Below are 21,418 nucleotides of genomic sequence, written 5' to 3' on the forward strand. Positions count from 1 at the left end.
AGGACAAGGACGGCGCCGACTTCGCGCACTCGGTGCCGGGGGTCGCGCGCTTCCGCGTGAACGTGATGCGGCACCTGAACGGCATGGGCGCGGTCTGCCGCGCGATCCCCTCGACCGCGAGGTCGGCAACTTCCGGATCAACATCTTTCGCCAGCGCGGCACGATCGCGATCGCCATCCGCTTCGTGCGCTCGGTGATCCCGGCGTTCGAGGACCTGAAGCTGCCGCCGGTCCTGCTCAACCTGGTGATGGAGCGCCGCGGCATGGTGCTCGTCTGCGGCGCGACGGGCGCCGGCAAGTCGACGACGCTCGCGGCGATGATCGACCACGTCAACGACAACGAATACGGCCACATCCTCACGATCGAGGACCCAATCGAATTCGTGCATGAATCCAAGCGCTGCCTGATCAACCAGCGCGAAGTCGCGCGCGACACGCTGTCCTTCAACAACGCGCTGCGCTCGGCGCTGCGTGAAGACCCGGACGTCATCCTCGTCGGCGAATTGCGCGACCTCGAAACCATCCGCCTCGCACTGACCGGCGCCGAGACCGGCCACCTGGTGTTCGGCACGCTGCACACGTCGTCCGCCGCCAAGACCATCGACCGTATCGTCGACGTCTTTCCCGCCGCCGAAAAGGAAATGGTCCGCTCGATGCTGTCGGAGTCGCTGCGCGCGGTGATCGCGCAGACGCTCTTGAAGACCAAGGACGGCCAGGGCCGCGTCGCCGCGCACGAGATCATGATCGGGACCCCCGCGATCCGTAACCTGATCCGCGAGAACAAGATCGCGCAGATGTACTCGGCGATCCAGACGGGCCAGAACGTCGGCATGCAGACGCTCGACCAGAACCTCGCCGACCTCGTCCGCCGCAACATCGTCTCCGCCGGCGAAGCCAAGCAGAAGGCGCAGAACAAAGACAACTTCGCCTGAGCGCTGCCGCCGCTACCGAAAACTATCGTTTTGCCGATAGCGCGTGCTTTCCATGCACCGTCGCGCCGATCGATAATCACCTGCTACACGCCACACGCAGAAATCCCCGCTGGAGCCATAAATGGAACGCGATCAGGCCCTCAAGTTCATGCACGATCTGCTCAAGCTGATGGTGCAGAAAAACGGCTCCGACCTTTTCATCACCGCCGGCTTCCCGCCGGCCATCAAGGTCGACGGCAAGGTCGTGCCGCAGTCGAATCAGACGCTGACCGCACAGCACACCCAGGAACTCGCCCGCGCCGTCATGAACGACCGCCAGGCCGCCGAGTTCGAATCGACCAAGGAATGCAACTTCGCGATCTCACCCGCGGGCATCGGCCGCTTCCGTGCCAACGCCTTCATCCAGCAGGGCAAGGTCGGCCTGGTGTTGCGGACTATCGCGCAGAAGATTCCGACCTTCGACGACCTCGGCATGCCGACCGTGCTGCGCGACGTCGCGATGGCGAAACGCGGCCTGGTGATCTTCGTCGGCGGCACCGGCACCGGTAAGACGACCTCGCTCGCCGCGATGGTCGACTTCCGCAACGAGCACTCCTACGGCCACATCATCACGGTCGAAGACCCGATCGAATACGTGCATCAGCACAAGAACTGCATCGTCACGCAGCGCGAGATCGGCATCGATACCGAGGACTGGGAAGCGGCGCTGAAGAACACGCTGCGCCAGGCGCCGGACGTGATCCTGATGGGGGAAATCCGCGACCGCGAAACGATGGACTACGCCATCGCCTTCGCCGAAACCGGCCACCTCTGCCTCGCGACGCTGCACGCCAACAGCGCCAACCAGGCGCTCGACCGCATCATCAACTTCTTCCCCGAAGACCGCCGCCAGCAATTGCTGATGGACCTGTCGCTGAACCTGCGCGCGCTGATCTCGCAGCGCCTGCTGCCGCTCAAGGGGCGCAAGGGACGCGTACCGGCAGTCGAAGTGCTGCTCAACTCGCCGCTGATCTCCGACCTGATCTTCAAGGGTGAAGTACCGGGCATCAAGGAAGTGATGAAGCGTTCGCGCGAACTCGGCATGCAGACCTTCGACCAGAGCCTCTTCGACCTCTACGAGGAAGAGCTGATCGCCTACGAGGACGCGCTGCGCAACGCCGACTCCGTGAACGACCTGCGCCTGCAGATCAAGCTCAACAGCAAGCACGGCGACAAGGACCTGGTGTCCGGCATCCAGCACCTCGACATCGTCTGAGTTTGTGAATAAATCTACTGCGCGGCCCGATTCCGCCCCTGCGATGCTCGCCGTACCCTTGTACGGCTGCGCTTCTCGGAACGGACTCGGGCCGCTCGCTACGATTTCTTCACAAACTCTGAACTCCGTGAAGCCGTAAACTCGGTTCTCAGGCCTCTTCCGCAGGCTTACGTCGATTGCTGCCGGCGATCATTTTGTATTCGAACACGCGACACTCCAGCGGGCCGTTGAAGAGCGGCGTGCGCTTGCTCGCCTTCAGGCCGATGAGCTTGGGCAGATTCGCGTCGGCGCTCAGGAAATAGCAGCGCCACCCGCTCCAGCGCTTCTTGAGCGCGTCGCCGAGTTGCGGATACAGCTCGGCAAGCGCTTCGGCCTCGCCGATCCGAACGCCGTAGGGCGGGTTCGTCACCAGCACACCCTCGGCGGCCGGCGCTTCGCGCGCCAGGAAATCGGCGCGATCCAGCGTCACGCACGCACCCAGCCCCGCAGCCTGCAGATTCACGCGCGTGCGGCGCACCTGATCCCCGACGAGATCGGAGCCGTAGATCGGCAAGGGCCGCGGCGCCTTCCGTCGCTCTTCCGCCGCGCGCTTGACCGCCGCCCACGCGGCACGGTCCAGATGCTTGAAGCGCTCGAACGCGAAGCTCCGTCCCAGCCCAGGGGCGATGTTCAAGGCCATCTGCGCGGCCTCGATCAGGAAAGTACCGCTGCCGCACATCGGATCGATCAGCGTCTCACCGGGCTGCCAACCCGTCAGCCGCAGGATGCCCGCGGCGAGGTTTTCCTTCAGCGGCGCCTCGACCGCCGCCTGCTTGAAGCCGCGCTTGTAGAGCGGCTCGCCCGAAGTGTCGAGATACAGCGTCGCCGTGTCGCGCGTCAGGAAGGCGTGCAGACGGATCGCCGGATTCGCGGTATCGACGCTCGGCCGCTTGCCCGTCACTGTGCGGAAGTGATCGCACACCGCATCCTTGATGCGCAAGGTGATGAACTCGAGGCTCTTCAGCGGCGACTGCTTGGCCGTCACCTGGACGCGGATCGTGTCGTCCGGCGTGAACCACTTGGCCCAGGTCGGGCCGTAGGCGAGACGATAGATATCCTCCTCGCTGCGGTAGCGCCCCTGCGCAATGCGCCACATCACCCGCGTCGCGAGCCGGCTCTCGAGGTTCGCGCGGTAGCACACGGTCCAGTCGCCGGCAAAGGCGACCCCGCCGTGCGTCGGCTCGACGTGTTGCGCGCCAACGGCGGCCAGTTCGTCGGCAAGCAAGGGCTCGAGGCCGCGGGGACAGGGCGAGAAGAAGGATTCGGACATAAAAGAGGATCAGCGAAAATTGGAAATCAGAACGGCTTCAGGATCACGAGGAACACCACGACGAACAGCACCAGCACCGGCACCTCGTTGAACACGCGGTACCACTTGTGGCTGTGCCGGTTGCGCCCGGCCGCGAAGTCGCGCATCAGGCGGCCACAATACAGGTGATAGACGATGAGGAACATCACCAGCGTCGTCTTCGCATGCAACCACCCGCCGATCGCGATCATGTCGCCAAAGCCGAACCACAACCAGAAACCGAAGCCCACGGCGAGAATGCCCAGCGGCGTCATGAAGCGGTACAGCTTGTACTCCATCAGCGCGAGACGTTCGCGCGTCGCGGCATCGTCGACCATCGCGTGATTGACGAACAGGCGCGGCAAATAGAACAGGCCGGCAAACCAGCTCACGACAAAAATGATGTGCAGCGCCTTCACCACCAGCATCGACAACTCCTTTGCAAGGATTTCAAATCGGAAAAAATGCCTGAGCCTGCCCGCCAGCTCGCCGCGATGGCGGCAGCGGCGATACGGCGTCAGCCGCTGAAAGCAGTCCCGCCGGCGCGCGCCGCCTGCAGGCCCTCGCACACGGTCGGATACTTCAACGCAACGCGCAGCTCGCGCCGCAGCCGCGCATTGCCGAGCCTGCGGGACTCGGACATGAAAGTCAGCGCCATCGGCGAAATCCGCGCGGCCAGTTCGGCACGCGTCACGCGCTCGGGGCGCGGCAGGCTGAAGAGATCCGCGGCGAATTCGAAATAATCGCCCATCTTCATGCAGGTATCATCGACCGCATTGTAGACGCGGCCACGCCTGCCGCGAAACAGCGCGAGCGACGCGAGCCGCGCAAGGTCTTCGGCGTGGATGTGGTTGGTATGGACGTCCTCATCGGCGACCAGCACAGGGTCACCCCGCTGCAGACGCGCCACCGGGAGTCGCTCGGCAGCATAGATGCCCGGCGCGCGCAGGATGGACACCTTCGCACCGGTGCGCGCGCCAAAGCGACGCAGGCGCGTTTCTGCATCGACACGGCGGCGTGCGCGGTCCGTCATCGGCCGGCACGGGCGGGTCTCATCGACCCACGCGCCGCCGCAGTCGCCATACACCCCGGTCGTACTAATGTAGATCAGTCGCTGTGGTAGACTTCCCTTGCACGCCAAGGCCGCCAGAAGCCTTGCTGTACGCATATCCCGCGCACCGCGCTCGGACGGCGGGGCGAAATGCAGCACCGCATCGGCGACGCCGGCCAGGCGCTGCAGGCTGCGGCGATCGTCGAGATCCGCGAGCAGAGGCGTCGCCCCGAGGCTCCGGAGTTCGGCGCAGGATTCGGCGCGGCGCGTGACGGCAAGGACACGAAAGCGCTTCGCGAGCCATGGAATTGCGCGTCGGGCCACGTCACCGCTGCCGACGATCAATATATTTTTCATGACCTGATTATCTCACGCCCGATGTCCTTCCAGATTTCCCTCACCCCCGGCGGACAACGCTTCGACGCCAACGAAGATCAGACCATCCTCGAAGCCGCGCTTGCCGCCGGCATCGTCATCCCCTACGGATGCCGCGACGGCGCATGTGGCGCCTGCAAAGGCAAGGTCGTCAGTGGAGACGTGGCGCTCGGGGCGGTTTCGGACAGCGCTCTGAGCGAGGCCGACCGGCGCGCCGGCATGACCCTCTTCTGCAAGGCCCACGCGCGCTCGGACCTCGTCCTCGAAGCGCGCAACGTGACGGCGGCCGGCGACATTCCGGTCAAGAAGCTGCCCTGTCGTGTGCAACGCCTGACGCGTGTCGCCCCCGACGTGATGATTCTCGAAGCGAAGCTCCCCGCGAGCGAGACCTTCCGCTTCCGCGCCGGACAGTACATCGACTTCCTGCTCGCCGACGGACGGCGCCGCAGCTTTTCGATCGCGAACCCGCCGGAAAACGCTGAAACGATGGAGCTGCACATCCGTCTTGTGCCGGGCGGCGGCTTTACCGAACAGGTCTTCACGACGATGAAGGAGCGCGACATCCTGCGCTTCGAAGGTCCGCTCGGCAGCTTTGGCCTGCGCGAGGACTCCAGCCGGCCGATCGTGATGATCGCCGGCGGGACGGGCTTCGCCCCGATCAAGAGCATCGTCGAGCACGCGATCCACGTCGGCATCACGCGCCCGATCACCCTCTACTGGGGCTCGCGCAACCGGGCGGGCCTGTACATGGATGAACTGGCACGCTCTTGGGAAAGCGCCCTGCCCGGCTTCCGTTACGTGCCCGTGCTGTCGGACGCCACCACGGAAGACGACTGGCGCGGACGCACCGGTCTCGTGCATCATGCCGTCATCCAGGATCTGCCGGATCTGTCGTCGCACGAGGTCTATGCGTGTGGGGCGCCGGCGATGATCGATGCCGCCAGGCAGGACCTGACCGAGAAATGCGCGCTTGCGGAAGATGCGTTCTTCGCAGACGCTTTCACCTTTGCCTCCGACACGGCTCGTTGAGACTATGCCCCAGACCACCACCCTCACCCGGGAACCCGTCGTCAACAAGAACCGTGCGATCACGGCCAACCGCCTGATCGCGCACGGCCCCAACATGGGCTCGGTGGTCGAGACCCTCAACGAGCTGACCGAGATCTGGCCGACCCAGCACACCGTGTTCGTGTGCCTCGGCCGTCTGGTGCCGACCCCGGACCTGATGAAGTGGCAGGTGCCGCCGAATGCGATGGTCGAAATCCCGTCGCAGGCGCTGGCGCATCCCCAAACGCAGGCCTTGCTGCCGCAACTGCGCGACGCGGGCATCAGCATGTGTCTGACCTGGTTCTCGCCCGGCACGCCGCTGCCGGCCGACTGCGACTGGCGCTTCGTGCTGATGGATCGGCGACGCCATCAGACTCCCGCGGGTTCGCCCGGCATCACACTCGCCTGGGGCCTCCCCAACGTGAGTGGATTCCAGGAGGCGGTTCAATCCGGCTACGACGGTGCCTCCGGCTGGTTCTTCCTGCACGGCAATCCGCCGCCGAAGGAACTCGCTCCCGGTCACGGGCAGATCGTCCGGCTGCTGAACCTCGTCCGCAACAACGCCGAAATCAAGGAGATTGAAGCTGCGTTGCGCCAGGACGTCGCGCTTTCGTACAAGTTGCTCCGCTACATCAACTCGGCCGGTTTCGGCCTGAGTTGCGAGATCCAGTCCTTCCGCCACGCCGTCAGCATTCTCGGCTACGCCAACCTGCACAAGTGGCTGTCGCTGCTGCTCGTCGGCGCGAGCCGCGACCCCAGCGCGCCGGCAATGATGCAGACGGCCGTCGCGCGCGGCCGCTTCATGGAACAGATCGGCGCAAGCTTCTTCGAGAAATCCGAACACGACAACCTGTTCATCACCGGCGCGTTTTCGCTGCTGAACCTGCTGCTCGGCACCTCGATGCAACGCGTCCTCGACGAAATGCACCTGCCCGCGGCGGTGACGGATGCGCTGCTCTACGAACAGGGTGCCTATGCACCGTTCCTGAAGCTCGCGCGCCTGTGCGAGAGCTTCGACAGTGCGGAACTGGAGAAACAGGCCGCCGAACTGCAACTCGAGCCGGCGCAGATCAATCGCGCGCTGGTCGGGGCGCTCGGCTTCGCCGACAGCCTGCAGGCTTGAGCGCAGACAGATCAGACACCCGGCCCGGTCGGGACAATAAAAAAGCCAGCCTAGGGCTGGCTTTTTTGCGACCGCAAGGTCGATTACTTGAGCGACAGGACCCAGTTCGCCAGGGTCTTGGCTTCTTCCGGGGTCACCGGGTTCGCCGGCATCGGCATCTGGCCCCAAACACCCGAACCACCCTTCTGGATCTTTTCGGCGAGCCGGTCAGCAGCGCCCTTATCGCCAGCGTACTTCTTCGCAACGTCCTTGTATGCCGGGCCGACCAGCTTCTGGTCAACCGAGTGACAGGTCAGGCAGTTCTTCGCCTTGGCCAGTTCCATGTTGGCGAAGGCCGGAGCAGCGGAGAGAAGGCCCGCGGCAACCGCGGCAGCAACGAAAACTTTCATGCTCATTTCCTTTTTGATGGTGGTGTTGAAACCGGCTGGATATTAAACCAAGCATCACCGCTTTACCACCGAAAGACAGCTGTCTTATAGGTGTTCCGCTGAACCCCATGAGCCGGTTTCACGGGGCTCAAGCAATCAACGCCGGGCTGGGGACCAGCGTTGACATCGCAACTGTAACATGCGGATCGAGACGGCTTCCTGGTGCTCGTTACTGACGGATTTCGGCGACGTTGTCCGGCGCCGCAAACTCGCCGGTGGTACGAAAGGGATTGATGTCCAGCCCGCCGCGACGGGTGTAGCGCGCCCAGACCGCCAAGGATCGTGGCTCGCAGCGGCGCAGGATGTCGCAGAACACCCGCTCCACGCACTGCTCGTGGAACTCGTTGTGCAGCCGGAACGAGCAGATGTAGCGCAGGAGTCCCGCGCGGTCGATAGGCCGGCCGGTATAGCGCACGACGACGCATCCCCAATCGGGCTGGCCAGTCACGAGGCAGTTGGATTTCAACAGATGCGAATGCAAGGTCTCGCTCACCTCACCGTCGGCGCCGGTGCGGAGAAAATCCGGCGACGGGGAATAGGTATCGACGTCGATATCGAGCTCGTCCAGGCTGTCCCCCGGCGGCCAATCGATGGTCCGCAAGGGGTGTCCGGCGAGAGGCTGCAGTTCGACCGCGACTGGCGCGCCAGCGGCCTGCGAAAGGTCGTCGGCGATGACGTTCCGCACGCTCGCCACGTCGCCAAAACGGCTCTGATTCAGGGAGTTGAGGTATAGCTTCAGCGACTTCGATTCGATCAGCCGCGGGGAGTCGGCTGGCACGCGGAAGGTGCCGATCGCGACCACCGGCTTGCCACGCTGGTTGAGCCATGACAGCTCGTACGCGTTCCACAGATCCTCTCCGACGAATGGGAGCTCGTCTGCGGCAAGACCGATCTCGCTGCGCTTGATCTGTCGCTCGATCGGAAACAGCAGTTCGGGGGTGTAGGTGTCGCGGTAGGCCGAACCTTTGCCGAGAGGCGAGAGTTCGGCGCCGTGGGAGGAATGCTTCGATGCGCTCATTGCCGAATTCTAAAGCAATTGCGCAGCCGGACCAGCCCTCCCCCACGGCCTCGGGTGCCGCTCCCGGGCGGAGTGGCCGATCCGGGCTTACTTGCCCTTCGGCGGCATGCCGCCGGACGCCTTGAGCGCCTCGGACAGGATCGCAGCCTTGTCGATCTCCAGCGGACGCGGCGCGTCGGGCGGACACATCGTTTCGGGATCGATGCCGGCACGGTCTTGACCGAGTTCGGACGGCGACGGCAGATCTTCACGTGCGACGCCGATCGCGCTCATCAGCTGCCCCATCCCGGCGAGCGTCCGGCCTTGGGCGATCACTTGATCGTAGATCGCATTGACGTAGGCACGGCGCGACTCGAAGTATTCGTTCTCGGTGTCGAGCAGGTCGAGCAAGGTCCGTTGCCCGATGTCGAACTGGCGCCGATAGGCTTCCCGCGCCTTCTCGATCGACAACTGGTGCTGATCGAGATAGCGCAACTGCTCGGTCAGTCGATTGGTATCGTTGTAGGCGATCGCGACGGTCTGTCGGACGTCGCGGCACGCGCGCTCGCGCAGATCCTTGGACTGGTTCAGCGATTCGCCCGCCTGACGCAGCCTGGCCTCGTCGGCGCCGCCGCGGAACAGGTTGTAGCTCACGACCAGCTGGACGACGCCGTCGCTCGACCGACCGTTGAAGCCGTCGAGGTTCTTGTCGAAAGCCTGCTGAGCGCGCAGATCCACGCGCGGCTGGAATGCAGCGCGGCGCGAATCGATCAGCGACTGGTTGGAGCGCACGTTCTCGACGGTCGCATTCAGCACGGGGCTGATATTGAAGGCGGTGCGTAGCGCCTCGCCGGCCGACGGAGGGATCGTGCCGACGGTCGCGCCAGGTGCGAACGGGGGTAGGCTCGTCGAGGGGACGTCGCCGACGATGCGCTGGTAGCGCGCGCTGACGTCGTGCAGGTTCGACACTTCGGTCAGCAGGTTGGACTCGGCCAGCGCGAGACGGCCGGTGGCCTGCTCGAGGTCCACGCGGCGTCCGACACCGGCGTTGGCGCGCTCCCCGATCTGATCGCTGATCTGCTTGTGCTGAACGTAGTTCTGCTGCGAGAGCGTCACCAGTTCGCGGTAGCGCAGGACGTCGGCGTAGGCACGCAGCGCTTCGAGCGCGGCCGATTCGGACGCGCCCATCAACTCGTAGTAGCGGGCGAGCCTGGCATAGCCGAAACGGGCGACTTCGCTGCGCGTGAAGAAGCCGTCATACACCATCTGGTTCAACACGAGGGTCGCGTTGCGATGGACAAAGGTGTCGCTGCCCTGCCCCTGCAGCCACACGTGCTCGCTGCCGACGCTCGCGACGGCGTCGACCTGCGGCATGTAGCCCGAACGGGCGACCGCCTGATCCTCCGCCGCGGCGCGGAATACGTGCCAGCTTGCCTGTACTTCCGGGTTCGTCACGACAGCCTTTCGCGCTGCCTCCCGAAGGGCGTCGGGCACAGCCGATGCTGCCCCGAGCGGTGCCGCCGCGATTGCCGCGATCGCGGCCGCGAGAGCGAACTTTCTCATACTTTCTCCTGTGCAGTGCACCAATACAAGCCTGAATGACCTCCCTTATGCGATGAATTCGGAGGTCTCGCCTCAAATGCTATCTGTTACGAGTCGTGACAGAACGCGAACAAAGTAACACTTGTCGCCAGAAAACGACGATTTCGGCCAATGCCAACCGTGCTTGGCGGATAATCCGTCATCGACTTACGACTTCGTGCATGCGCTCTCTGCCTCGACCGCACCCATTCCGTTTCCTGCTCGGCCGAGTGGCGTCGATCGTCTCGGGGCGAAGGGCATGGGCCGCGGTCGGCGCAGCGATGATTGGCCTGTCGATCGCAGCGCCGGACCTCGATCGGATGCAGCAGATTGCGCGCGAGCGGTACGGCGCAGCCGCCGGCGAGTCGGTCAGCGCATGGCGGCGGATGCTCGCCGACGCGAAGGCGGTCGACGAACAGGATCGGCTGGCGCGCGTGAATACATTCATCAACCGCACGACAGCCTTCGAGGACGACTCGGTTGTCTGGAATCAGCCGGATTACTGGGCCACGCCGCTTGAGACGCTCGCGAAGAAGGCCGGGGATTGCGAGGATTTCGCGATCGCGAAATACGTGAGCCTGCGCCTGCTCGACGTGCCCGCAGAAAAGTTGCGCCTGATCTACGTCCGCGCAAGCATCGGCGCGCCGGGCAGCGGCGTATCGCAGGCGCACATGGTGCTGGGCTATTACCCGTCGCCCGAGGCCGAACCGCTGATTCTCGACAATCTCATCGGGGACATCCGCCCGGCCGCTCGACGGCCGGACCTCTTCCCGGTGTTCAGTTTCAACGACCAGGGGCTATGGGTCGGGGGCTCGAGCAGTTCGAGCGCCGATCCGACGACTCGCCTGTCGCGCTGGCGAAGCGTGCTCGAACGCATGCGACAGGAAGGGCTGCAATGAAGGCAGCAGGACCGCCGATGAGGATTTCCGGAGACTATTTGCAATGTCACTGATCAAGCAGCTTTGGATCGCGATCGTGGTCGTGACCCTCCTGGCCCTGGGGGGCAACCTGATCGTCAGCACGCTGTCGGCGCGGCACTATCTCGAACAGCAGCTTCGGGTGAAGAACCTCGACAACGCGACGTCGCTCGCATTGTCGCTGTCGCAACTCCCCAAGGATCCGGTGACGGTCGAGTTGCAGATCGCCGCCCAATTCGACGCGGGCCACTATCGCCTGATCCGCCTCGTGAGCCCCAAGGGCGACGTGCTGGTCGAACGCGAATACGAGGGGGATCTCACCGGCGCGCCGAACTGGTTCACTCGGCTCGTACCGATCGCGGCACCGGCCGGCGTCGCACAGGTGCAGGACGGCTGGCATCAGTTCGGCACGCTGTCGCTTGAAAGCCACAGCCGCTATGCGTATGAAGCGCTCTGGACGGGTACGGTCGAGCAACTCCTCTGGTTCCTGGTCGGCGGCATCCTGACCGGCATCACCGGCACGCTCATCATCCGCCACATCACCCGCCCGCTGCACGGGGTGGTCGAGCAGGCGGAGGCGATCGGGGGACGGCGCTTCGTGACGACGCCGGAGCCGGGAACCACCGAATTCCGTAGCGTCGTGCGCGCGATGAACGCGCTGTCGGTGCGTGTGCGGACGATGCTCGCCGAGGAATCGGGCCGTCTCGAGCAACTGCGCCGCCAGGTGCAGCACGACGCCCTCACGGGCTTGTACAGCCGCGAGCAGTTCATGAACCTGCTGCACGCGGCCGTAGCGCGCGACGATGCGCAGGCGACCGGCAGCCTGCTGATCGTGCGCATCGGAGAGCTCGCTGGACTCAACCAGCGGCTCGGGCGCGAAGGCGCGGACCGCGTGCTGAAGCGCACGGCCGAGTGCCTCGCCGCGGTCGCAGCACCGCACACCGGCTGGGACACCGGGCGGATCAACGGCTCGGACCTCGCTCTCGTCGCACCCGGCGAGGACAATCCCGAGCGCCTGGCCGCCGAGGTGGCGGACGCATTGCGGCAGGCGATGGCGGAGGAAGGCGAGGACACGGCGCTTCCGATCGCCGCGAGCCGCTACGCGGCGGGCGAGACGCGGTCGGCCGTGCTGGCGCGCGTCGACGGCGCGCTCGCTACCGCCGAGCAGGCCGGCGGGCGTGCGATCCGCATCGTCGAGAATCCGGAAGCGCGCCCGCTGCATGCCGATCTGCAGGGCTGGCGCGCGGCGCTGTTGCAGTCGCTGAATGCGAACGGCGTGCGGCTGGGCCGCTATCCCGTGGTGAGTCGCGACGGCAAGCTGATGCATTTCGAAGCGCCGATGCGTCTGCAACTCGCCGGGGAATGGCAGCCGGCCGGTGCCTTCATGCCCTGGGTGGCGCGCCTGGGGCTGTTGCCGCAGTTCGACATCGCGGTCGTGCGGGCCGCACTGGATGAAATCACGGTGTCGGGCGACCCGCTGGGCATCAACCTGTCGTCGGCCTCGCTATGCGACGCGGCGTTCCGCAGCGAACTGTTCCGCCTCCTGCACGGCCGCCCGGCCCAAGCGGCGCAGCTGTGGCTGGACCTGCCGGAATACGGCGCGCTGCGCCACACCGATGAGTTCCGCTCCTTCTGCATCGCGCTGAAACCGACCGGCTGCAAGGTCGGTGTCGAGCACGTCGGGGCGCACTTCGGGCAGATGAGCGACCTGCACGAACTGGGGCTCGATTACCTCAAGATCGATGCATCGATCGTTCGCGGGATCGACGCCGACAAGGGCAACCAGAGTTTCCTGCGTGGTCTGTGCGTGATCGCGCACTCGATCGGCCTGCTGACGATCGCCGAAGGGGTGCGACAGGAAAATGAAATGGCGTCGTTGACCGAGCTCGGGATCGACGGGATGACCGGCAGCGCGGTTCGCATGCCGAGCTGAGGCCGGCGAAGGGCCAAACCGGCAGATCTGCCGGCTTCGGCCCGAAAACGAGGAATCGGCTCGTTCAGACCCCGAGACGGCGGCGGCGGATCGCCATTTCGAAGGCGCTGAGGTAGCGGCCCGCGACGCTGCTGATATGGAAGCGCTCGTGCGCATCCTGCAGCGCGCGCTCGCCGAGGTGACTGAACTTCTCCGGTGCATCGAGGATGTCAGTGGCGTGCCGCACCCAGCCGGGGATGTCCTCGTACTTGCATAGCAGGCCGTTGTCGCGATGGCGGATGACTTCGGGCACGAAGCAGCGGTCGCTCGCGACGATCACCTTGCCGCGGAACAGCAGCTCGAAGAGGCCCCAGTTGGCCGAGCCGTACTGCAGCGGATAGAGGAACATGTCCATCGCTTCGACGTAGCTCGCGAACTCATCGTAGGACGCGAAGCTGACGTGCTGGAAGGCGGAATTTTCGTCGAGCGTGATGCCTTCGCGCGCGAGCACGTACTTCATGAAGGACTCGGGCCGGTTGTCCTTGTCGAAGTTCGACTGCAGGAAGGCTTCCTCGTAGGAGTAGAGCACTTTCGGCGCGCCGCAGAAGACGAAGCGGACCTTCTGCCGGACCTTGAGGATCTCCTTCGCGATCAGGATGAACTGCTCGAAGCCCTTGGCCGATGACAGGTCCCGCGCCGAGAAGCCGATGTGGAAGTAGCCGTCGCGTTTGGCGAAGGTGCTCGGCTTGCGCCCGATCTCGAAGCCTTCCATCTGCGCGACGATCTTATCGTGCAGGCAATTCGGGAACATCTTCTTCGCGTATTCGCTGGGCGTGATCACGAGGTCGCTCTTGAGCGCCTGGTGATAGCTCGTCATCTCGAACACCTTGTCGCGATAGGTCGCGTAGTCGGGCTGCGGGTATTTCGGGTCGCAGCCATGGTGCGTGAAGGACGGGAATTCGATGTAGGTGATGATCGGAATGTCGAACTCGCCGAAGAGCTGCAGCGGGAATCCGCCCGAGCCGTGCGCGACGATCAGGTCTAGTCCCTGGCGCTCGAGGAGCTCGGAGATGGCCTTCTTGATCAGGAAGGAGCGCTGGATGCGCGCTTCGAGGTTCTTGGTATAGAAGTAGGTGTTGGCGTTCTCGGACGGGACCTGGAAGGGAACGAGATTCGCGACCTTGTCCTTGTTGGCCTGATACACGGAGGTGGAACACAGGAACCACGACTGGGCGAGCCCGTGTGTGTTCAGGTACTCGTGCAAGGTGTGGAATTGACCCAAGCCTTCGTGGATAAACAATACCCGCATCTGATTCCGTTTCTCCGAAAACAAAAACAGGATGGCGGGACTCGCCCGCCATCCGCTGCCGATGCTGCCAGCGATCAGTTATCCGTGTGCGGCGTGTCGTTACGCAGGATTCGGTTGATCGCGTCCTGATCGAACCCGCTCAGCGTACTCAAGTCCGAACTGCTCGTGCCGCTCGTCTGGCCGGCATTGGCGATCAGATGCTGATCGTCGCTGATCACGTCGTGCGCGGCAAGCGGCTGGACCACCGTGGTGGCGTGTCCATCCTGCGTCGTCACCTCGACCGTGCCGGTGACCGTATCGGTGAAGCCGGTGGTGACGGTTTGCGTGAACTCGGTGACCGTGACCGTGTCGGTGAAGTGGCTCACCGTGACGGTATCGGTGAACTCGGACACCGTGACCGTTTCGGTCGGCCCGCCCACCGTCTCGGTCGCCGACGTCACGGTTTCGGTCAGGTGGGTGATGGTTTCGGTCCCGGAGGTGACGGTCTCCGTGGCGACGATGCCCGACACTGAAACCGTGTCAGTGCCTGCTTCTACAGTGTGTGTCGCGCCAATCGTGTCGGTATGCGTGACCGTCTCCGTGCCGGTCGTCACCGTATCGGCCACGGTCCCGGTCACCGCTACCGTCTCGGTGCCGGTCGTCACTGTGTGGGTATCGGTCGCCGTGTCGGTGTTCGTCACCGTTTCCGTGCCCGTCGTCACCGTATCGGCCACCGTGCCCGTCACCGCCACCGTCTCGGTCCCCGTCGTCACCGAGTGAGTGTCGGTCGCGGTGTCGGTATGCGTCACCGTCTCCGTGCCCGTCGTCACCGTGTCGGCCACCGTACCGGTCACCGCCACTGTCTCGGTGCCGGTCGTCACGGTGAGCGTCTCGGTCGCCGTCCCGGTGTTCGTCACCGTCTCCGTACCCGTCGTCACCGTGTCGGCCACCGTCCCGGTCACTGCCACCGTCTCCGTGCCGGTCGTCACCGTCTGCGTCTCGGTTACGGTGCCGGTCAGCGTCACCGTTTCAGTTGCGCTCGTGACCGTGTCGGTCAGCGCGGTTCCGGTGACCGTCTGCGTATCCGTCGCGACGCCTTGCTGCAAACCAGTGATCGTGACGGTCGCGGGGCTGCTGACCGTATCGGTCACGATGCCTGAAACGGTCTCGGTGACGAGACCACTCACGGTTTCAGTGACGATGCCCGTGACGGTATCGGTGATCACGCCGGTTACAGTTTCGGTCACCGTGACGGTCAAGGTTTCGACCGGCGTGGTCGCCGTGGTCTCGGTCAGCAGCACAGCCGACGGAAGCGGCAGGAGCTCGTCTTGGGCGATGAGGCCGAAGTTGAGCTGGAAGGGATCGACGTTCTCGACGATGCGCAGCAGACGGACGAAGCTGTTACCTTCGCCGCCGCTACCGCCGGCGAGACCGGCCGCAGGTGCTTCGAGCAGGTCGTCGAGATTGCCGCCTTGGTTGACCGCCTCGATCACCTGCGCGATCGTGCCGGACGCAATCTGGGCGTCTCCGGCGTCCGGACGTCCGCCGTGAGTCATGTCGGCGCTGAGCTTGACGGTCTGATTCTGCGCGACGATGAAGGGGTCTCCTTCGAGCGTCACCAGTTCGACGCGGCCGTTGCCCTCGGTGACGATCGACTCGCCCTCGTAAAGCGAGTCCCCGTCCTTGACGGGCCGGATCTTCCCTTCCGCATCGCGGATGAAAGCGCGACCAGTTACCGCGACGACGATTGCAATCGGATCAGCCATGATTTTTGCTCCCTTAAGGTCGCCGCACGCCCGTCCTATCAGACGTCACGGACTTGTTCCATTTGAGGCAAGCTTAATCAAGGCAACTTCGTCGGCCCATTGGCCCGGTGGACAGGTCGCGTGAAAAAAATCACGCAAGAAACGGAAGCGACAAGTCCGGCTGCACCGCCTAGATGAGATCCCCACCGTCCTCGTCGAGCAGCCGGAGCTCCTGCATCGCGACGCGAGTGCTTCTCCGTTCGTTGAGCTTCGCCTGCGCAGCGGCCGGCAGATCGGTGAAGCGGATCACAGATCGATCGACGAGCAGTTCGATGAGGTCCTCGAGAACGCGCACGAGGGCCAAGTCGGTGGTTCCGAGCGGATTCGCCTCCGAGACGACGGCGTGGCTGAAGGCAACGACCTCAGGCTCGTCGCCGCGCGCCGGTTGCCACGCGTCCCCGCCCCCCGGTTCAGTCGGGAGGGGCTCGCGGCTGACCGCGAGAATCGCACCGGAGGAATCGCGTTTCACGAAGATCATCGCTTATCGCGCCTCCACCGGTACACCCTGCTGCGAAAAGCGCAGGACCAGTTGCAAGCGGTCGCGCACACCGAGCTTTTCGAAGACCGCAGCCAAATGAGCCTTGACGGTGCGTTCGGTCACGCCGAGGGTGGCGGCGATCTCCTTGTTCGACTGGCCCGTCGCGGCGGCCCGCGCGACCTCGGCTTCGCGGTCAGTCAGGGCCCGCAACAGCGTCTCGTCGGCAACCGCCGGCAAGGCTCGGCCTGCGGCCCCGAGGATACGGCTCATCAGCACAGTCCCCACCCACAGCCCGCCATGCCGCACCGCCTGAGCGACCTCGCGCAGCAATTCGGGGACTGCCAGGGCGTGGCAGTAGGCGCGCGCACCTGCCCCGAGAGCCTGGATGCCTTCGTCGTCGCCCGGCGCGAACGACAGCACCGCGACCGGACAGGCCCTTTCCGAGGTCGCGAGCAGGCGTACCAGTCGCTCCCAGCCCGGGACACTCGTGCTGACCCAGACGATATCGCCGGAATTCGCGACCGGCCGGACTTCGGCCTCGGCCGCCGCGATTCCATCCGGGAAGGCCTGTTGCCAGCGCTGCGGAGGGCGCACCGAGGAAGTGGATACGAAAAATTGCCGGCTCATCGTTCGGTCAGTGCGTTCGCCTTCGCGCGAAGGACGGGTTTCAGGAGATAGGACAGGACGGTTTTCTTGCCCGAGATGATATCCGCTTCGGCAACCATGCCGGGAATGATGGGCAGATTGTCGCCGAGGCTCGACTTGAGCGTTCGCACGCGGACGTTGTAGAAGGCTTCGCCCTTGTTGTCGGTCACGGTGTCGGCGCCGATGTGCTCCAGCACGGCTTCGAGGCCGCCATAGATCGAATAGTCGTAAGCGGTGAACTTCACCAGTGCCCGCTGTCCGGGATGCAGGAAGGCGATGTCCTTCGGCTTGATCCGCGCCTCCAGGATCAGCGCGTCGTCAAGCGGCACGATCTCGACGACCTCCTTGCCGGGCTGGACGACGCCGCCGACGGTATTGACCAGCAGGCGTTTGACGGTGCCGCGGACCGGCGAACGGACTTCGGCATGCTTGACGCGGTCGGCCAGCGTACGGCTGCCCTCGGCGAGGCCCGCGAGTTTCGCCATCGTCTCCGACAGTTCGTTGCGCATCTGATTGCGAACGGTCAGCTCGACTTCCTGAATCTTGCGCGACGCCTCGGCGATCGCCGACTGGATGCGCGACATCTGCGCCGCCGATTGCTCCCGGTCGCCGCGTAGGCGCGCCACTTCGCGCTCCAGGCGCAATACATCGACCTCGGACACCGCACCGGATTTCATCAGCGGACGGGTGACGGTCAGCTCCTGCATCGCGAGCTCGTAGCCGCGCGTCGCCTGCTCGTTGCGGGCGCGGACTTCATTGAGCTCCTGCTGGCGCTGCGTGAGCTGCTGGCGTGCGATCGAAAGCTGCGCCTCCATCCCGGCGACGCTCGAGTCGTAGAGGCGGCGTTCGTGCTCGGCGATCTCCGGCGCATCGCGCACCACATCCTTGGGCAGGTCGAGCCGAGACCCGTCGGTGAGTGCCTGCAGCCGCGCTCCCTTCGCCTGCAGCGCCAAGTATTCGACACGGTTCTCGCGCAGCGACGAAACGAAGCGCGTCGGATCGATGCGCACCAACAGGTCGCCGGCATTGACCACCTGCCCTTCGCGCACGAGCATTTCCTCGACCACGCCGCCGTCGACCGTCTGCACGATCTGCAATTGCGACGACGGAATCACCTTCGCCTCGCCGCGCGTCACCTCGTCGACATGGGCGAAGGCCGCCCATACGACGAGCAGCACGGCGACCACCGTGACATAGCGCAACAGGGCTCGGGCCCGCAGCGGCTCCTGTTCGAGACAGGCCCAATCGGCATCCGTCGTCCAGTCAAGACTGGTATCGGGTCCGGGCGGAAGCAGCTTCGAGAAGATCCGGTCGGTGATCGGCCGCGCCGGCTTCGCCAGGGAACCGGAGACGTCGCCGATGCGCTCGAAGGCGCGCTGCCCTGCTTCGCTCATCACAGCGCCCTCCCGATACGTCCCTGGCGCAGTGCTTCGACCACCTGGGCTTTAGGTCCGTCCGCAACCACCCGGCCGCCATCGACGACGATGATGCGGTCGACCAAGTCGAGCAGCGACGTCCGGTGCGTCACCAGCACCAGCGTACGTCCCAGCGCGTATTCGCGCAGGCGCCGCTTCACGTCTTCTTCGCTCGACTGGTCCATCGACGCGGTCGGCTCGTCGAAGAGCAGGATCGACGGATCGCCGATCACGGCACGGGCAATCGCGACGCCCTGCCGCTGCCCACCCGACAGTTGTCCGCCGCGCTCGCCGACCTGCATGTCGAAGCCCTGTGGATACGCGTTCGCGAACTGCGAAATGCCGGCGATGTCGGCCGCGCGCAAGACCGCAGAGTCTTCCGCAAGCGGGACGGCCATCGTGATGTTCTCGCGCAGCGAGCCGTAGAAGAGCGTCACGTCCTGCGGCACGTAGCCGATGTGGCGGCGCAATTCCGCCGGATCGAGCTGGCGCTGATCGACGCCATCGACCAGCACGGTGCCGGCCGTCGGGCGATACAGTCCGAGAATCAGCTTTTCGAGCGTCGTCTTGCCCGAACCGACGCGTCCGAGGATCGCCACGTGCTCGCCGGGCCGGATATGCAGCGAGACGTTGCGCAGCGCCGCGGTCTCCTGGTCCGGGTAGCTGAAACCGACGTCGCGGAATTCGATTTCGCCCTGCAAGGTCTGCCGGCTGATGAAATTGGCCCCTTCCGGGCGCTCGACATCGCGCTTCATCAGCGCGTCGAGCGAACTCAGCGAGGTCGAGGCGACGTGATACTGCACCAGCAGCCCGGCGACCTGCCCGATCGGCGCCATCGCCCGTGACGACAGCATATAGCAGGCCACCAGTCCGCCGACGCTGAGTGCGCCTTCACCAATCAGGTGCGCGCCGATGATGATGATCGCGACGCTGACCATCTGCGAAATCCACGACGCCCCGTTGGACGCGCTTGCCGACAGCATCCGCAGCTGCGTGCTCACGCGTGCGAGCAGCGCGGCGCTCTTCTCCCAGCGACGCTGCATCGGACCTTCGGCGCCGAGCGCCTTGACGGTCTCCAGCCCCACCAGCCCTTCGATCAGCGTCGCGTTGCGCTGGGCGCCGGCGCGGTAGGTCGTCTCCGCCAAGTCGTGCATCTTGCCCTGAACGGTCGTCGCATACACCAGCAGCAGGACGACGCCGATCGCGAAGGGGATCACCAGCGGCCAGGCGATCCACAGCATCAGCGCCAGGAAGATCAGCGCGAAAGGCACGTCGATGAAGGCCACGGCGGTCGCCGAACTGATGAAGTCGCGCACGGACTCGAACGCGCGCAGATTCGCCGCGAACGAACCGGCCGACGCCGGCCGGTCTTCCATGCGCATGCCAAGCACGCGCTCCATGATGTAGGCGGACAGCTTGACGTCGGCGCGGCTGCCGGCGAGATCGACGAAGTAGCCGCGCATCGTGCGCAGCGTGAAATCACCGATCAGCACGACGACGATGCCGATCGCGAGCACCCAAAGCGTGTCGATCGCGTTGTTCGGCACGACGCGGTCGTAGACGTTCATCACGAACAGAGGCGTCGCGAGCGCGAACAGGTTGATCATGAACGCCGCCATCAGCACGTCGCGGTAGAGCGCCGCGTTCTCGCCGATCACGCTCCAGAACCAATGCTTGCGCCGGACCTGCTTGACCTCGGGCGCGCGCGCATCGAAGCGCAGCATGGGACGGACATAGATGGCGAAGCCCGCATAGCGCGCCTCGAGCTCCTCGCGCGCGAGTTCGACGACCGATTCGCCGAGGTCCGGGAACACCAGCCGAGCGCGCCGGCCGTCGTCACTCCAGCCGAGCAGGACGCAAGCTTCGTCGCCGCGAAACAGAAGAATCGCTGGCAGCAGCGCGGCGTTGAGTCGCTCGGCCGGCCGCTTGACGATGTTGCTGCTCATTCCGACGCGACGGGCGGCGCGGGCGAACAGCGAGGGAACGAGGTGGCCGCCGTGCAGCGGCAGACCGGCAATCGCCGCGTCGCGCGTGGTCGCAATGCCGTGTGCGCGGGCGACGAGCAGCAGGCATTCGAGAAGGGCATCGCTGCCTTCGCGATCGTCTCCCGCAATCCCTTCTGCAGCGTGCGCGATTGATTCTTTCAGTTCGTATGCTTCTGCCACAGTGCTCTCTTTTCCAACCAGATCGACACGAAAGGCCTCGCGCGTCGGCGGATTCTCCCATGGCCTACTGTAACAAAGCGTGACGGGTTGCTCACCCTAAGTTTGAAACGTTGGGTGCCTGCGCTTGCGGCAAAAATGACATCGTCCGACAATCCGCGGATGCAACAAACCTGCGGCCCGGGCAAGGATGCCGCGTGCAAGGACAAGACAATGAACGATCTCCAGCGCAGGAAATATTCGCGGATCCAGTTCCATAGCGGTGCGACCCTTTCGATCGACGATTCAGAAACGGCGTGCGAGGTATGCGACCTGTCCCTCAAGGGCGCGCTGCTGCGGGTTGCGCCACCGGTCGGCCTGACGACAGGCAAGAGATGTCTGCTCGAAGTCGCACTCGACGAGGCCGGCACGTCGATCAGAATGGAAGGTGAAGTCGTGCACGCAGAGGGAGACCGCGTCGGCCTCCTGTGCCGTGAAATCGATCTCGATAGCATCACCCACCTACGGCGCCTGCTTGAACTCAACCTCGGCGATCCCGAACTGCTCCACCGCGAATTCAGTGCACTGCTGAGTCACTAGGGCGCCCCTGCCCTGGGCGGTGCGATCGATGTTAATGCTACAATGTTGCATTAACATCGATCGCACCGCACCATGCCTGCTCCCCACACACTCAATGCTGCC

19 protein-coding genes are annotated in these 21,418 nt (G+C 64.8%); 7 read left to right on the plus strand and 12 right to left on the minus strand.

The window, feature by feature from the left end:
* Window positions 1–931: type IV pilus twitching motility protein PilT (locus VJ673_RS22790; RefSeq protein ID WP_324128473.1), on the plus strand; the 931-nt coding region annotated here is incomplete at its 5' end.
* A gap of 121 nt (window positions 932–1,052) precedes the next feature.
* Entirely contained in the window at window positions 1,053–2,186 is a 1,134-nt protein-coding gene (locus VJ673_RS22795; protein WP_324128474.1) for a PilT/PilU family type 4a pilus ATPase, read from the plus strand.
* A gap of 148 nt (window positions 2,187–2,334) precedes the next feature.
* Here the strand turns inward: VJ673_RS22795 and VJ673_RS22800 are convergent, their stop codons facing one another.
* The 3 genes from VJ673_RS22800 to VJ673_RS22810 all read right to left on the minus strand — a co-directional run bounded on the left by VJ673_RS22800 (window position 2,335) and on the right by VJ673_RS22810 (window position 4,921).
* On the minus strand, window positions 2,335–3,495 hold the full coding sequence (locus tag VJ673_RS22800) for a THUMP domain-containing class I SAM-dependent RNA methyltransferase (RefSeq protein WP_324128475.1): 1,161 nt from the start codon (window positions 3,493–3,495) through the stop codon (window positions 2,335–2,337).
* A gap of 26 nt (window positions 3,496–3,521) precedes the next feature.
* Complete coding sequence (locus tag VJ673_RS22805; RefSeq protein WP_324128476.1) at window positions 3,522–3,941, minus strand: CopD family protein; 420 nt, start codon at window positions 3,939–3,941, stop codon at window positions 3,522–3,524.
* A gap of 89 nt (window positions 3,942–4,030) precedes the next feature.
* Window positions 4,031–4,921, minus strand: coding sequence for an SDR family oxidoreductase (locus VJ673_RS22810; protein ID WP_324128477.1), 891 nt, complete (start codon window positions 4,919–4,921; stop codon window positions 4,031–4,033).
* Window positions 4,922–4,942: 21 nt separating this feature from the next.
* Here VJ673_RS22810 and VJ673_RS22815 point away from each other — a divergent pair, with 21 nt between their 5' ends.
* On the plus strand, window positions 4,943–5,968 hold the full coding sequence (locus VJ673_RS22815) for a CDP-6-deoxy-delta-3,4-glucoseen reductase (RefSeq protein ID WP_324128478.1): 1,026 nt from the start codon (window positions 4,943–4,945) through the stop codon (window positions 5,966–5,968).
* Window positions 5,969–5,972: 4 nt separating this feature from the next.
* Window positions 5,973–7,109 carry an EAL and HDOD domain-containing protein gene (locus VJ673_RS22820; RefSeq protein WP_324128479.1) on the plus strand — a complete coding sequence of 379 codons (1,137 nt, stop codon included), beginning with the start codon at window positions 5,973–5,975 and terminating at the stop codon, window positions 7,107–7,109.
* An 83-nt stretch (window positions 7,110–7,192) separates the two neighbouring features.
* Here VJ673_RS22820 and VJ673_RS22825 read toward each other — a convergent pair whose 3' ends face one another.
* The 3 genes from VJ673_RS22825 to VJ673_RS22835 all read right to left on the minus strand — a co-directional run bounded on the left by VJ673_RS22825 (window position 7,193) and on the right by VJ673_RS22835 (window position 10,097).
* Window positions 7,193–7,498, minus strand: a complete 306-nt coding sequence (locus VJ673_RS22825; RefSeq protein WP_324128480.1) for a c-type cytochrome — start codon at window positions 7,496–7,498, stop codon at window positions 7,193–7,195.
* A gap of 208 nt (window positions 7,499–7,706) precedes the next feature.
* Window positions 7,707–8,555: an NADPH-dependent 7-cyano-7-deazaguanine reductase QueF gene (gene queF, locus VJ673_RS22830; protein WP_324128481.1), complete on the minus strand. Its 849-nt coding sequence runs from the start codon at window positions 8,553–8,555 to the stop codon at window positions 7,707–7,709.
* 87 nt (window positions 8,556–8,642) lie between these two features.
* On the minus strand, window positions 8,643–10,097 hold the full coding sequence (locus VJ673_RS22835) for a TolC family outer membrane protein (RefSeq protein WP_324128482.1): 1,455 nt from the start codon (window positions 10,095–10,097) through the stop codon (window positions 8,643–8,645).
* 200 nt (window positions 10,098–10,297) lie between these two features.
* On the opposite strand from VJ673_RS22835, the gene VJ673_RS22840 reads away from it, so the two are divergent.
* Together VJ673_RS22840 and VJ673_RS22845 are read left to right on the plus strand one after the other, a co-directional pair.
* A complete protein-coding gene (locus VJ673_RS22840) occupies window positions 10,298–11,014 on the plus strand; it encodes a transglutaminase-like cysteine peptidase (protein ID WP_324128483.1) in 717 nt (238 codons plus the stop codon).
* A 43-nt stretch (window positions 11,015–11,057) separates the two neighbouring features.
* A complete protein-coding gene (locus VJ673_RS22845) occupies window positions 11,058–12,965 on the plus strand; it encodes a bifunctional diguanylate cyclase/phosphodiesterase (RefSeq protein WP_324128484.1) in 1,908 nt (635 codons plus the stop codon).
* A gap of 64 nt (window positions 12,966–13,029) precedes the next feature.
* Here the strand turns inward: VJ673_RS22845 and VJ673_RS22850 are convergent, their stop codons facing one another.
* The 6 genes from VJ673_RS22850 to VJ673_RS22875 form a co-directional block, all read right to left on the minus strand.
* Complete coding sequence (locus tag VJ673_RS22850) at window positions 13,030–14,253, minus strand: glycosyltransferase (protein WP_324128485.1); 1,224 nt, start codon at window positions 14,251–14,253, stop codon at window positions 13,030–13,032.
* Between the two features lie 74 nt (window positions 14,254–14,327).
* Entirely contained in the window at window positions 14,328–15,998 is a 1,671-nt protein-coding gene (locus tag VJ673_RS22855; protein WP_324128486.1) for a retention module-containing protein, read from the minus strand.
* Between the two features lie 169 nt (window positions 15,999–16,167).
* Window positions 16,168–16,515: a hypothetical protein gene (locus tag VJ673_RS22860; protein ID WP_324128487.1), complete on the minus strand. Its 348-nt coding sequence runs from the start codon at window positions 16,513–16,515 to the stop codon at window positions 16,168–16,170.
* A gap of 3 nt (window positions 16,516–16,518) precedes the next feature.
* Entirely contained in the window at window positions 16,519–17,142 is a 624-nt protein-coding gene (locus tag VJ673_RS22865) for a LuxR C-terminal-related transcriptional regulator (RefSeq protein ID WP_324128488.1), read from the minus strand.
* A complete protein-coding gene (locus tag VJ673_RS22870) occupies window positions 17,139–18,554 on the minus strand; it encodes an HlyD family type I secretion periplasmic adaptor subunit (RefSeq protein WP_324128489.1) in 1,416 nt (471 codons plus the stop codon). Before VJ673_RS22870 ends, VJ673_RS22865 begins: the two co-directional genes overlap by 4 nt.
* The gene (locus VJ673_RS22875) at window positions 18,554–20,740 is read right to left on the minus strand and encodes a type I secretion system permease/ATPase (RefSeq protein WP_414635684.1); all 2,187 of its coding nucleotides are present in this window, start codon (window positions 20,738–20,740) and stop codon (window positions 18,554–18,556) included. The genes VJ673_RS22870 and VJ673_RS22875 overlap by 1 nt, the downstream gene beginning before the upstream one ends.
* A 210-nt stretch (window positions 20,741–20,950) precedes the next feature.
* On the opposite strand from VJ673_RS22875, the gene VJ673_RS22880 reads away from it, so the two are divergent.
* Window positions 20,951–21,316 carry a PilZ domain-containing protein gene (locus tag VJ673_RS22880; protein WP_324128490.1) on the plus strand — a complete coding sequence of 122 codons (366 nt, stop codon included), beginning with the start codon at window positions 20,951–20,953 and terminating at the stop codon, window positions 21,314–21,316.
* Window positions 21,317–21,418 lie beyond the last annotated feature (102 nt).

The sequence above is a fragment of the Aromatoleum sp. genome (assembly GCF_035254505.1).
Lineage (GTDB): Bacteria > Pseudomonadota > Gammaproteobacteria > Burkholderiales > Rhodocyclaceae > Aromatoleum.